The 11,358-nt window shown below is 43.0% G+C and carries 12 protein-coding genes, 2 pseudogenes and 1 riboswitch; of the genes and pseudogenes, 8 read left to right on the top strand and 6 right to left on the bottom strand.

The genetic code is table 11. The annotated features are described in order from the left end of the window. Nucleotides 1–251, top strand: a pseudogene (locus F607_RS0121080) (IS1595 family transposase); the annotation flags it as partial. Nucleotides 252–255: 4 nt separating this feature from the next. Here F607_RS0121080 and F607_RS30925 read toward each other — a convergent pair. The 3 genes from F607_RS30925 to rarD all read right to left on the bottom strand — a co-directional run bounded on the left by F607_RS30925 (nucleotide 256) and on the right by rarD (nucleotide 2,761). Next, the gene (locus F607_RS30925; RefSeq protein WP_051311708.1) at nucleotides 256–600 is read right to left on the bottom strand and encodes an AzlC family ABC transporter permease; all 345 of its coding nucleotides are present in this window, start codon (nucleotides 598–600) and stop codon (nucleotides 256–258) included. Between the two features lie 75 nt (nucleotides 601–675). Then, entirely contained in the window at nucleotides 676–1,656 is a 981-nt protein-coding gene (locus F607_RS0121070; RefSeq protein ID WP_027709662.1) for a bifunctional helix-turn-helix transcriptional regulator/GNAT family N-acetyltransferase, read from the bottom strand. A gap of 202 nt (nucleotides 1,657–1,858) precedes the next feature. After that, entirely contained in the window at nucleotides 1,859–2,761 is a 903-nt protein-coding gene (gene rarD, locus F607_RS0121065) for an EamA family transporter RarD (RefSeq protein ID WP_027709661.1), read from the bottom strand. 769 nt (nucleotides 2,762–3,530) lie between these two features. On the opposite strand from rarD, the gene F607_RS0121055 reads away from it, so the two are divergent. Next, nucleotides 3,531–4,208, top strand: coding sequence for a MarC family protein (locus F607_RS0121055; protein ID WP_038291981.1), 678 nt, complete (start codon nucleotides 3,531–3,533; stop codon nucleotides 4,206–4,208). Nucleotides 4,209–4,601: 393 nt separating this feature from the next. On the opposite strand, the gene F607_RS0121050 is transcribed toward F607_RS0121055, so the two are convergent. Next, nucleotides 4,602–4,958 (bottom strand): hypothetical protein, encoded by a 357-nt coding sequence (locus tag F607_RS0121050; protein WP_027709658.1) that lies wholly within the window; start codon nucleotides 4,956–4,958, stop codon nucleotides 4,602–4,604. Nucleotides 4,959–4,997: 39 nt separating this feature from the next. Further along, nucleotides 4,998–5,103: riboswitch (SAM-I-IV-variant riboswitch) on the bottom strand. Nucleotides 5,104–5,495: 392 nt separating this feature from the next. Between F607_RS0121050 and dnaX the strand changes: the two genes are divergently transcribed. From dnaX to F607_RS0121020, 6 genes are all read left to right on the top strand, one after another. Beyond that, nucleotides 5,496–7,544, top strand: a complete 2,049-nt coding sequence (dnaX, locus tag F607_RS0121045; RefSeq protein ID WP_027709657.1) for a DNA polymerase III subunit gamma/tau — start codon at nucleotides 5,496–5,498, stop codon at nucleotides 7,542–7,544. Nucleotides 7,545–7,576: 32 nt separating this feature from the next. Further along, nucleotides 7,577–7,918 (top strand): YbaB/EbfC family nucleoid-associated protein, encoded by a 342-nt coding sequence (locus tag F607_RS0121040; RefSeq protein ID WP_027709656.1) that lies wholly within the window; start codon nucleotides 7,577–7,579, stop codon nucleotides 7,916–7,918. Between the two features lie 63 nt (nucleotides 7,919–7,981). Further along, nucleotides 7,982–8,590, top strand: a complete 609-nt coding sequence (gene recR, locus F607_RS0121035) for a recombination mediator RecR (RefSeq protein WP_027709655.1) — start codon at nucleotides 7,982–7,984, stop codon at nucleotides 8,588–8,590. After that, nucleotides 8,587–9,735: a ribonuclease D gene (gene rnd, locus F607_RS0121030; protein ID WP_027709654.1), complete on the top strand. Its 1,149-nt coding sequence runs from the start codon at nucleotides 8,587–8,589 to the stop codon at nucleotides 9,733–9,735. The genes recR and rnd overlap by 4 nt, the downstream gene beginning before the upstream one ends. Next, nucleotides 9,732–10,034 carry a YcgL domain-containing protein gene (locus F607_RS0121025; protein WP_325167614.1) on the top strand — a complete coding sequence of 101 codons (303 nt, stop codon included), beginning with the start codon at nucleotides 9,732–9,734 and terminating at the stop codon, nucleotides 10,032–10,034. Before rnd ends, F607_RS0121025 begins: the two co-directional genes overlap by 4 nt. Before the next feature lie 9 nt (nucleotides 10,035–10,043). After that, nucleotides 10,044–10,496: a YcgN family cysteine cluster protein gene (locus tag F607_RS0121020; protein ID WP_027709652.1), complete on the top strand. Its 453-nt coding sequence runs from the start codon at nucleotides 10,044–10,046 to the stop codon at nucleotides 10,494–10,496. Nucleotides 10,497–10,734: 238 nt separating this feature from the next. Here F607_RS0121020 and F607_RS34820 read toward each other — a convergent pair whose 3' ends face one another. Both F607_RS34820 and F607_RS35255 read right to left on the bottom strand, forming a co-directional pair. Beyond that, nucleotides 10,735–11,118 (bottom strand): DUF4360 domain-containing protein, encoded by a 384-nt coding sequence (locus F607_RS34820; protein ID WP_084611359.1) that lies wholly within the window; start codon nucleotides 11,116–11,118, stop codon nucleotides 10,735–10,737. Between the two features lie 18 nt (nucleotides 11,119–11,136). Then, nucleotides 11,137–11,358, bottom strand: a pseudogene (locus tag F607_RS35255) (IS982 family transposase); the annotation flags it as partial.

Genomic DNA, 11,358 nt, shown 5'->3' with positions numbered 1-11,358 from the left:
GGGGATATCAACATAAAACCGTTTGTCACGGGAAAGGGGAGTATGCTCGTGATGAAGATGGGGATGGTTTTCACGAAGTACATGTTAACACCATTGAAGGTTGTTGGTCATTACTACGCTCATGGTTAAGACCTCATCGAGGTATTTCTCAAGAAAAACTACCTTTTTATTTAGCATTATTTGAGTTTGTGTACAATATAAAGTGCCGAGGAAAAAGCTTACTTAATGATCTAATAGAGCTATTGATATAACCCCCTAGGAATCCATATAGAGCCTTAAGTTTTTTACTATAGGGAGCAATGATGCTGCATAGAGTAAATGCCGGAGATTGACGATAGCCGTAGTGAGAATAATTAACTCCAGACTGACACCACTGGCGAGCAGGCCGATCGCAATAAACTGACTGGAACCCGCAAATACAAAGAAAGACATGGCGAGGGTAGCCCACTCACTCAGGCCACTTTGAAGTGCAAGTGTTCCATAAATAATACCAAAAGGTAGCGCGCCAATGACCAGTGGAATAGTCTGGTGTACGCCTGATATAAAAGCATGTTTGCGATAGTTTGTTTGTTCGGAAACCAATGATTCAGATGTGTTCATAGGATTTACAGCTCAATTAACTACATTATTTTAATTTGTTCTTTGGGGGTAAAGAGGGTTATTTCTTGATGTTTTTTAGCGTAAGGTTTTTTCCATAAAAATATCAGCCCTGGGAAAATCAGGTAAGCCGGCGATAGGAACAGCTTCTTTAAAGCCTAATTCACGATATAAATGAAGTGCTGCTTTCAGCTGTCGGTTGCTTTGGAGTACCAGCTGTTGTGCACCGACCATGGTTGCCATGCTGATCGCATATAACATAAGGCGGCGCCCAATACCCCGCTGCTGATGTGTTTCTGCCACTGCGAGCTTGGACAGCTCAAAAATATCCGTATTTATTCTTTTTAAAGCGACAGCACCAATGGGCTGGCTATCAACTTCTGCAAACAGAATATATCCACCATCATTGAGATAATATTCTTCAGGTTGAAAAAGCGCGTGCTTATCCGCTTCTGTGACAGAAAAGTAGCGCTCCAGCCACTGTAAATTGAGAGCTGCAAATTGCTCGCGCCACTGCGGTTGCCAGCCAGTCAGCCTGACTGCAGTGGGGTTGGTGTTTGCTTGGGATGGGTTACTTTCGATAGCGTTGAGCTTAGCGAGCCAGGCTTGCTGTAAAGGACTCTGATTGATAGCTTGCTCCATTGCGGTGATGGCAGGTAACAGTAAAAAACCTTGTTGGCTGCCAAACTGTTGCAGTGTTGATTGCATCGCTTGCCATAGCGGTGTCAGCGACTGATAAAGTGCATGTGCTTCTGGTGTCAGTTCCAGAAATTGCCGTCTTTCATCAGTGGGGTCAGGCTGTTTGCTTGCTAATCCAGACTTCACCATCATATGAGCCATTTGACTCACAGCCGCGTGGGTAACCCCTAAAGCCTGGCTGAGTTCACTGATACTGTTGGGACCGTGACGATAAAGCAATTGCAGCAATGGAAATAGGCGGGGATTAAAATCGATATCTAAGGTTTTGTAAGTTTGACTTACTTCGCTGATTAGGTGATCGCTAAGCCGCTTTAGACGACTACCTAACGCTAAATAATCTAATTCTGCAAGGAAATCCATCTTACTTACCTTTCTTGCTCTTAGCCCTGTTCTAAATGGCTTTGGCTACTATTTGTTGGTGGTTGCTAACAAGAGACATACGTGATTGCTATTAACTGCTCATGTTTAAGAGCCTGGCTATGATGAGATACTAACTAATATTAAAGTAATTACGTAAGTGCTTACGCAATTACTTTAATGGATTAAACAGCATTCTGCAATCTTACTCTGGAAGAGATGCAGAGGTTTTTCGCTGTTTGCGTAAACGGTTCCAGCCATCAAAGGTGAACAATGCTAACGCTAGCCAGATTAAGCTGAATGAGAATAAGCGCGTGAGGGATAAGGGTTCCTGATATATTACGATGGCAAGAAAAAACGTAATGGTCGGCCCGATATATTGAATAAAGCCTAATGTACTGAGTGGAATCCGAGTTGCAGCAGCAGTAAATAGTAACAAGGGAATTGTTGTAACTACGCCCGCTAAGCTCAACATAAAGCCATCATAAAATGAGGCAGTAAAGACTGTTTGGCTAGTGTAATTTGAGTAAATACAGTAAACCAGTGCCACCGGTAATAGTATTAAGGTCTCCAGAGCCAGGCCAGCTACTGCAGGGGCTTGTGCTTTTTTACGTATAGCGCCATAGCAAGCAAATGAAGTGGCAAGAATAAGTGCTATCCAAGGCAAACGTCCTAACTGGATAAGTTCAATGATGACACCTAAACAAGCAATTGATACAGCAATCCACTGGGCTTGAGATAACAGCTCGCGAAATAGCATAAAGCCAAACAGTACTGTGACCAGAGGGGTGATGAAATAGCCTAAGCTGGTTTCGAGTATTTGTCCGTTAGTGACTGCCCAAATAAATATCAGCCAGTTTCCGCCTATAAGTATGGCTCCAGCCAATAAAAAAAGTAACTTTTGGCGATCTTTGATAATGCTTTTCAGAGTGTGTAGCTGTTTTTGAGCAACTAATACTAATGTCAGTAAAAGAACTGACCAAATCACACGATGGCTGATAATTTCAAAAGGGGATGCATGCCCAATGAGCTTAAAATAAATAGGGGATAGTCCCCACCAAACAAAGGCACTTATAGCACACAGTGTTCCTGTGCGTGATGCAACCATACAATAACTCCTAGGTACTACAAAAGATTAATAGGTACTACAAAAGATTAACCTAACATGGGTAACCATGGGGGTGAGAGATGAGCTCAGCTCAGCTTGGTAATGGTGTTAAAGCATATTCAATATCTCCACTAAATAAATAATGGTTAATAAAGTGAATGGGGTTAGATAAGTACTTGTACTAAACTCTCATAGGATAGCTTTTCATTAGCTAAGATTTGACTATAATGGCGCCGCCAAAATAATCCAAAGCACAGGCTTGTGCTCAAAAAAATCTAACGTAGCAATTTCATTCATACATTTACTAATACGTTTGCAACTAACCCCCAGTGTGCTTTGAGCTGTACGCTTGTTAAGCTTGGTTGGAACAGTGAGCCTACCTAAATAGTTGACAAGGTAGGTAGACACTTATCCTGCAAGAAAAGCCAGACAAGGGTTTATTGCTTTTTAATAGACTTTCTTCAAGTTTCTGTATTGCTATAGCGATCTATTGAAAGACGGTTGGTTTTTTAGCCATTGTTCTTTCAATGAATCGAGATGGAGTCACTACGTAGCGTGTGAAGCGCAGCCTTGAGCCTTATTTATACGTAGTGCTTATTCTAAAGGATCACTTTAGCAGTTTGGGTGTTGGGATTACACCTAGTTAAGTATGTGCGATCGATAGCAATGAGTTTTGCAATTTTGCATCCATAGTGAGCGTTTTAACTCTCCTTGGTGCAGGATATAAATATTTGCGTTACCTGTAAACTAGGTATTTAGGTAGTCAGCTATGGTATTAGATCAGTTGTCGTATAATGAATTATTGGAGTTTGTGCTACTTTGCATAACCTCACTATTTACTATGATAAACCCGCTTAGCATTACCCCTATTTTTGTGGCGATGACTCATGACCTTGAGCCGAGAGATGCTCGTCATGTTGCTTTAAAAGCAACTATTACTGCTGCTTTGATTTTGGTGGTGTTTGCAGTAACAGGCCAGTTTATTTTTAAGGTATTTTCCATTTCAGTGGATAGTCTGAAAATTGTGGCGGGTGTGTTGTTTTTTTTAATGGGCTATGAAATGGTTCAGGCGCGTCTGAGTCGAACCAAGTTTGACAAGCGTAGCCTAGAGGATACAGAAGAGTATACGAATGACTTAGCTATAACCCCCCTAGCCATTCCATTAATTTCAGGGCCTGGTGCAATTGCAACGGTTATTATTTTAATGAGCCAGAGTAATCACATGTTGTATTACAGTGTTTTATTTTTGAGCATTATGGGGGTCTGCGGCGTTACCTATGTTTTCTTATTATTTGCTAAACCTATCATGAAGTGTTTAGGTGAGAGTGGTAATAAAGTTTTAATGCGTATTATGGGCTTGATCGTAATGGTGATTGCTGTGGAGTTTTTCTTTGGTGGACTTAAGCCTATTTTGCAATCAATCTTATCGATCACTCCACAAGCTTAAAAGCACTTTTAAATTTACCCATAACCAAGGGTTTTTAGTGGGGCTGTCATGTGAATAAGGTTCCCTACCAGCGCTACTGGGCTACCTCTGGTGAGGTCAGCCCAAACTTACTCTTACTCCTTCCTTTTCCAGCGAGTGACACCTTATCCTAGCCATTGCATATTCTTTATGAGTGTTATAAAAGCTCGACTTTGGCCATTTAGAAGCTAAGGCATTGCAGGTAAAGCAATACTGTTAGTGGTTATAACCTGAATTAACTCATGTCTAATGAAAACCATGATATGAATTAATTCTAACCCGTTGTTTCTAATAGCTTATTTTTAGCCGTCATGTGTATTCAATAATGGCCAAAGCCGAGAAAAGGTGAATAGCTTGAAAAACACCTGTGGGAAGTCAATTATCTTTTTTTACAGGATACAGTTGCGTCATTTGTGGTGAAATATTGTTCAGGCGGTGGTGGGCTAAGGGTCCATGGATAAACTGTAATGCCTCTTCAAACCTGGAAAAGGTGAACTCGTGGTAACGACAACAACGATTACTATCACGAAACTCCACAAAAACTTGATAACGTGGCAAGCTGAATTTTTTGGGTTGTTTAAGCCAAGCTTGAGAGATCCAGACAAATAATGAGCAGTCATAGTGTTGGTGATGGATAAACCAACTCATTGACGCCTGGTCGCGAAGGGAGAGGACAGGTGTCGTTTTTTTAGGGTGTGGTGCGTACTGGCTTACCACAAAATCACACTGCATGGTGTTCTCCTGGAACTGTAGAGAACTGACGCTGACTAAGGGGGCCTATTTAATTGCCTAAGGGCCACATCTCCGCTTTGCGGAATCCACCTTGCCTAGGGACAGCAGGTTGGCGAGGACGTCAGTCCTACTCTTGATGTTATTACGGGTTTAGATATTACGTACTGCTTTATATGTTGCTTTCGCGACATAGCCAGAATAAGCCTAAATACCGCAATAGGTACTAAATAATGTCACAAAAAATTGTTGCTATAAGCAGCATTTAACGATTGCTAATTAAATCAGGGTTCTTAAGTCCTGACAAGTTATCGTTGCTAACAGTGCTGTTTCGTGTGCTGTATTTGTCACTTTGGGTGTGTAACGGTAAATAAGGTTTTAGCGAAAGACAGCGGTTATTGGCTGAGTGTTTCACCTTAGATAGACAGCATGTGTTTTCCATGGAGAGGGTGCAATTACGAGGCTTCTCAGCTAACATACTCGGTTTGGCTTAAGTAGTCTCTATTCAATTAAAGTAGTGCACAGCGGAAAAATCTTTGCATGAGTTATCAGGTACTGGCACGTAAGTGGCGACCACGCACATTTAAACAACTTGTAGGGCAATTGCATGTGCTCAAGGCGCTGGTCAATGCGCTAGATCATGATCGTTTACATCATGCCTATTTGTTTACTGGTACCCGAGGTGTAGGTAAAACCACTATCGCGCGTATCCTTGCTAAGTGCTTGAACTGTGAGCATGGTGTTAGCTCTGAACCCTGTGGGCAATGCGACGCCTGTCGTGAAATTGATGAAGGGCGCTTTGTTGATTTAATTGAGGTGGATGCTGCATCACGCACCAAAGTCGAAGATACCCGTGAACTTCTGGAAAATGTCCAGTATGCGCCAACCCGTGGCCGTTACAAAGTCTACCTGATTGACGAAGTCCACATGCTGTCAACCCACAGCTTTAATGCACTACTAAAAACCTTGGAGGAGCCACCGCCTCACGTTAAGTTTTTGCTGGCAACCACAGATCCTCAGAAATTACCTGTTACGATCCTTTCTCGCTGTTTGCAGTTTGCCCTCAAGAATATGTCGCCAGAGCGAATTGTTGGCCACTTACAGTTTATTTTGGCTGAAGAAAGTGTGGGTTTTGATATGCCTGCACTTTGGCAGCTTGCTCAAGCTGCAGATGGCAGTATGCGCGATGCGTTGAGTTTAACTGACCAGGCAATTGCTTTTGGCCACGGTGAAGTTCGTGAACCCGATGTAGCAGCTATGCTGGGAACTATTGATCCCCATCAGGTTTTTCATGTGGTCGAAGCACTTGCTGAGGGCGATATACAGCAACTGTTGAACACAATTGCACATCTTGCTGAGTTTGCACCTGACTATATAAGCGTCTTGGCTGATTTATTGTCTATTTTGCATCGTATTGCACTTGCCCAAATGGTTCCTGATGCAGTTGATAATAGTCAAGGTGATCAACAGCGTTTATTAGCATTAGCTGCCAAAATGACTGCTGAAGATGTTCAGCTTTACTACCAAATTGGTCTCTTAGGACGGCGAGACTTGCCGCTAGCCCCAGATCCACGGGGAGGATTTGAAATGGTCATGCTGCGAATGCTGGCATTTCGTCCTACACCTGTGGAGGGGCCACCTCAACAGCCTCTCACCAAGGATTCAGGTGAACAGTCGGAAACGTCTGAGATAACTTCATTGGCTGCTCCCTCAACACCTTCAGCCAATATTGATGAGCTTGGTGAGCCACACGTCAAGGAGACACCCTCATCCCCAAAGTCATTACCTGAAGACCCGCTGGCTAAACAGCCAGAGGGTTCACATGTAACTTCACAACAGGCAACGAGCCATGTTTATTGCAATATTGGTGATCAGGGTAGTGCAGAGGTTTCACAAAAAGGTAAGGGACAGGAACAGCCTAGAGCGGAAAGCCTGTCAGCAACAGCCCAACATATTAGCCTGCAAGATATGGAGGCGAGTGCTCCCCCATTAGGAGTAGCTCACTCTTCAGGGCCAGCTGTACAGCAGGCACATGGCGGACGAGAAACCCCAAAACAAGAAAACGTTACGGATAAAACCACGCCAGTTGATAGAGCCTCTTTAGCCGGCCAGCTTGATGCTCGTGAGCAGGTTGGGTCGTCTGAAGCTACAGAGGTTCAGGCTAATGATATTAATGTAGCTAAAGCACTTGAAGACATGTCGCTTGCTCAGTGGCCTGAGCTATTTTGGTTGCTGGGGCTAGGAGGGGTGACGCAAAACTTAGGCTCGCATATGGCACTCATGAGCATTGAGCAAAACGTATGGTCACTGGTGTTAGATGAAAAACACTCCATGTTGTTTAGTGATACGCATCATTCGCGCATTGAGCTGGCTGTGAGTAACTGGTTTGGCGAATCGATTCGCTTACAGATATCGACTGCACCAGTGACAGATATGACCCCAGCTCGCTGGCTACAGGAAAAGAAAGCTAAGCGGTTAGCAGAGGCAAAACAAAGCATTGAAAGTGATCATATTGTACAGGCGTTGGTAGCACAGTTTTCTGCTACAATCGTGGAACAATCGATCACCCCGATAGATGAGAAGCATTAACTACTTACCATAACCCGTTTATTGAGGTACGTATGTTTAAAGGTGGTATGGAAAATTTAATGGGCCAGCTCCAACAGGCTCAGGAAAAACTGCAAGAACAAATGAAAAAAAACCAGCAAGAACTTGAACAACTGGAAATAAAAGGTGAGGCTGGTGCTGGAATGGTCGCTGTGGCGATGAATGGCCGTTACGATGTGCGCCGAGTATCGATTGACCCTAGTTTATTAAAAGAAGATAAGGAAATGCTTGAAGACCTCATTGCGGCTGCTGTAAATGATGCTGTTCGTAAAGTAGAAGCAGAAAGCCAAAAACGTATGGGGAGTTTAACGGATGGGCTGGGATTAAACATTCCAGGCGGCTTTAAGCCTTTTTAATGAGCATTTCGCGTATTGACTGAGCGTTGCTTGTCATTAGCGCTTTGGCTTGTGGAGTTAAAGATGGCTTTTAGTCCTCTGATTAAACAATTAATTGAAGCACTTCAGTGTTTACCTGGTATTGGACCAAAGTCCGCCCAGCGTATGGCACTTCACCTGCTGGAGCGTGACCGAAAAGGTGCAGAAAGAATTGTCGCTAGCCTTGCTACTGCCTTGAGTGAGGTAGGCCATTGTCGCTCATGTCGAACATTGACAGAGCTGGACTACTGTTCAATTTGTGCTGATCCCAAGCGTGAAAAAAGCATTTTGTGTGTGGTTGAAAGTCCTGCTGATATGTTGGCTATTGAGCAGGCAGGAGGGTATCGGGGGCATTATTTTATTCTGCAGGGGCACCTTTCTCCTATTGATGGTATTGGTCCAGAAGAAATCGGTGTTGATGATTTGTTAGCTCAGTTGCAGCAACGCGCTGTGGAAGAAATGATATTAGCCACTAACCCTACAGTAGAAGGGGAAGCAACAGCTCACTTTATTGCACAACAAGCTATTGCGCTGGGTGTTAAAGTGACTCGAATAGCGCACGGGGTGCCTGTAGGGGGAGAGCTTGAATACGTTGACGGTGGCACTCTGCTACATGCTTTTGCTGGGCGCAAACAAATGGGATTGGGTGAATGACAACAGACTGCCCAGTACATTGGGTTGATACTCCTATAGCGCTGGAAGCAATGGTTGCAGACTGTTTAAGCGCTGAAGTCATTGCGTTGGATACTGAGTTTGAACGTAGTCATACTTTTTTTGCTCAACCATGTCTTATCCAACTTTGTGATGGAAAGAAGGTATATTTACTCGACCCTATAGCTATACCTGACTTAACTCCTTTGGGTTCCTTATTAGCTGAGCCTGGAATTACCAAAGTATTGCATGCGTGTTCTGAAGACCTTCAGTTGTTACAGCGTACAGTAAAGCGGTTACCCCAGCCGCTTTTTGATACTCAGTTAGCTGCAGCGCTTGCAGGGCTGGGTAATAGTGTGGGCTATCAACGGCTGGTGGCTGAAGTACTGGATAAGTCTCTGGGTAAAGCAGAAACACGATCAAACTGGCAAGACCGCCCGCTTTCATCAGCACAATTACAGTATGCGGTAGATGATGTATGGTATTTACATCAGTTGTATTATGCTTTAGTTAAATTGCTAGCGGCTCAGGGGCGAACTCAGTGGGTGCTGAACGATGGTGCAGCTCTTTGTGCTGAATATCAAGTTACTACGGATTTAACAAACTATTATCGTCAGATAAAGCAGGCATGGCGTTTATATCCAAGGGAGTTAGCAATATTACAAGCACTGGCCACTTGGCGTGAGCAGCAGTTATTAGCACGTGACATTCCTCGTAATCATTTATTGGGCGATCAATTATTGTGGCAAATTGCTCGCCGCAAGCCTCGTTATAAAGCACAACTTGCCACGATTAAAGGGATTAAATCCAGTGTCATTAAGCGAGATGGGGACACTATTTTAAACTGTGTTAGACAGGGAATGATCATAAAAGAAGAAAACCTGCCTGAGCGTCTTCCGAAACCACTTCCTCCTTCAAGTAAACGCTATGTTAAAAAAGGAAAGCAGTGGTTGGCAGTTAAAGCTGAAGCTTTACAAATTCCTGTCGAAGTATTAATGCCCAAAAAACCTTTTCAAGCGATAATCCGCTCTGGTTTATATGACAATGTATTTCGTTGGTCAATGGATGAAGATAATTGGCGATATCATTGTTTTGGCCAAGAACTGGTAGCTTATTTAAATGAGATAAAACAAGGTTTGGTATCGTGATTGCAGACAAAGTGGTTGTTGCTGTTTACAAAAGCAGTCGTAAAGATGAAACCTATCTTTATGTTAAAAAACAAGATGGTTTAAATAAAATACCTGAGTCATTATTAACTGTTTTTGGTGAGCCTCAACCTGTTATGACGTTGGTATTGCATTCAGAGAAAAAGCTTGCACGCGTTACGGCAGATCAGGTGTTAGATGCAATCACTGAGCAAGGTTTTTATCTGCAAATGCCACCTCCTAAAGAAGAGTATTTAGTGGCATTGCCTGATGAGCTACTGTGTTTTAATGATCCGGAATAAGTATAAGTTATGAGTGATATAGTCATTCCATTTTGGCAACAAAAATCATTAAAGCAGTTTTCCAAAGCTGAGTGGGAATCCGTATGTGATGGCTGTGGGCTATGTTGCTTACACAAGCTGGAAGACGAAGATGATGGGCAGGTGTATTACACTCAAATTGCGTGTCGATTATTGGACGATGATAGTTGTCGTTGCCAAGAATATGAGCATCGTACCCAACATATTCCAGAGTGTACTGTTCTCTCACCAGAGTACATAGAAGAGTTTCACTGGTTGCCACCAACTTGCGCGTACCGTCTATTGGCTGAAGGCAAGCCTTTACCAGGCTGGCATCCATTAGTTACTGGTCAAGCAGACAGTGTTCATGAGGAAGGTGTTTCAGTCAGGGGTAAAACACTTTGTGAAACGCAGGTAGCTGAGGAGGATTGGCAAGAATACTTAATTCGTTGGGTAGACTCTTGAAGGATATACGCCTCACGTATACCCTTCACGAATGATTTCTAGGCTTTGTTATCTTCTCTCCTCACCCCAATCACCTATTAATATAGGCTCATGGGGCTTCGTTACTCAATGGCCGCACCTAAAAACCATTCGTATTGGGTATATTATTCTTGATATTGTTAGAAATGCTGCCGGAAAATGGAAAAGCTGTTTAGTCAGACAACAGTAGAATTATTTTAAGTCTTGTACATGAAACAGTTTAATAGTAATTGACTGAGGCTGTGTTTGTACTTGAGCCTGTAGTCAATGTTTCGTCACATTTTCTGAACTGAATACCATACTGCTGGGTTAATTTACCATCAATAGTGTCTGTCGTGATTAAGCCTCTGGCATTAACATTACCATTATTACTTAATCGCAGTTCCGTTGTAACAACCACTGGCTCCTTGGCACCACAGCTTGACCAAACAAATCGTCTCACACCTAAACGGTCACTAATTAAGTAGTCATCATTATAAGGACCTTGAAAATCTCTTTTAAACCGTGCTTCTTTCGGATAGCCAGCAAAAAAGTAACGAGATTGTTGAAGTGCAGTGACACCTTCATCAAGGGCTGCATAGCCACGATAATTTACATCAACAATAACGCGATGCTCGACTTTTTAGCCTATTAATTGAGCCAACTGAAGTGGAGCGTTGCCTTCGTTTCTATTGAGTAACACACATAAACTGTGTGATAACAATTTACGACTTATTCGATTCGTCAGACTCCATAAGGTCCTACCTTTTGTTCGTTGGATATTAAACGTTTTTACAAGCTGACCAATCGTTGTCTCAACCCGTCGTCGGACCCGGTTTAACTGTCCCCTCCATTTCTCTGGGAG

Origin of the sequence: Zooshikella ganghwensis DSM 15267, from assembly GCF_000428585.1 — a bacterium.
In the GTDB taxonomy this organism is placed as follows: Bacteria; Pseudomonadota; Gammaproteobacteria; order Pseudomonadales; family Zooshikellaceae; genus Zooshikella; species Zooshikella ganghwensis.
Note: the sequence above shows the minus strand (reverse complement) of the source record. Positions and strands in the feature narration are given on the sequence as shown.

What these genes read in the sequence shown, in the direction of transcription:
- F607_RS30925 (WP_051311708.1), bottom strand. Translation starts at nt 600, where the DNA reads ATGAACACATCTGAATCATTGGTTTCCGAACAAACAAACTATCGCAAA.
- F607_RS0121070 (WP_027709662.1), bottom strand. Translation starts at nt 1,656, where the DNA reads ATGGATTTCCTTGCAGAATTAGATTATTTAGCGTTAGGTAGTCGTCTA.
- rarD (WP_027709661.1), bottom strand. Translation starts at nt 2,761, where the DNA reads ATGGTTGCATCACGCACAGGAACACTGTGTGCTATAAGTGCCTTTGTT.
- F607_RS0121055 (WP_038291981.1), top strand. Translation starts at nt 3,531, where the DNA reads ATGGTATTAGATCAGTTGTCGTATAATGAATTATTGGAGTTTGTGCTA.
- F607_RS0121050 (WP_027709658.1), bottom strand. Translation starts at nt 4,958, where the DNA reads ATGCAGTGTGATTTTGTGGTAAGCCAGTACGCACCACACCCTAAAAAA.
- dnaX (WP_027709657.1), top strand. Translation starts at nt 5,496, where the DNA reads ATGAGTTATCAGGTACTGGCACGTAAGTGGCGACCACGCACATTTAAA.
- F607_RS0121040 (WP_027709656.1), top strand. Translation starts at nt 7,577, where the DNA reads ATGTTTAAAGGTGGTATGGAAAATTTAATGGGCCAGCTCCAACAGGCT.
- recR (WP_027709655.1), top strand. Translation starts at nt 7,982, where the DNA reads ATGGCTTTTAGTCCTCTGATTAAACAATTAATTGAAGCACTTCAGTGT.
- rnd (WP_027709654.1), top strand. Translation starts at nt 8,587, where the DNA reads ATGACAACAGACTGCCCAGTACATTGGGTTGATACTCCTATAGCGCTG.
- F607_RS0121020 (WP_027709652.1), top strand. Translation starts at nt 10,044, where the DNA reads ATGAGTGATATAGTCATTCCATTTTGGCAACAAAAATCATTAAAGCAG.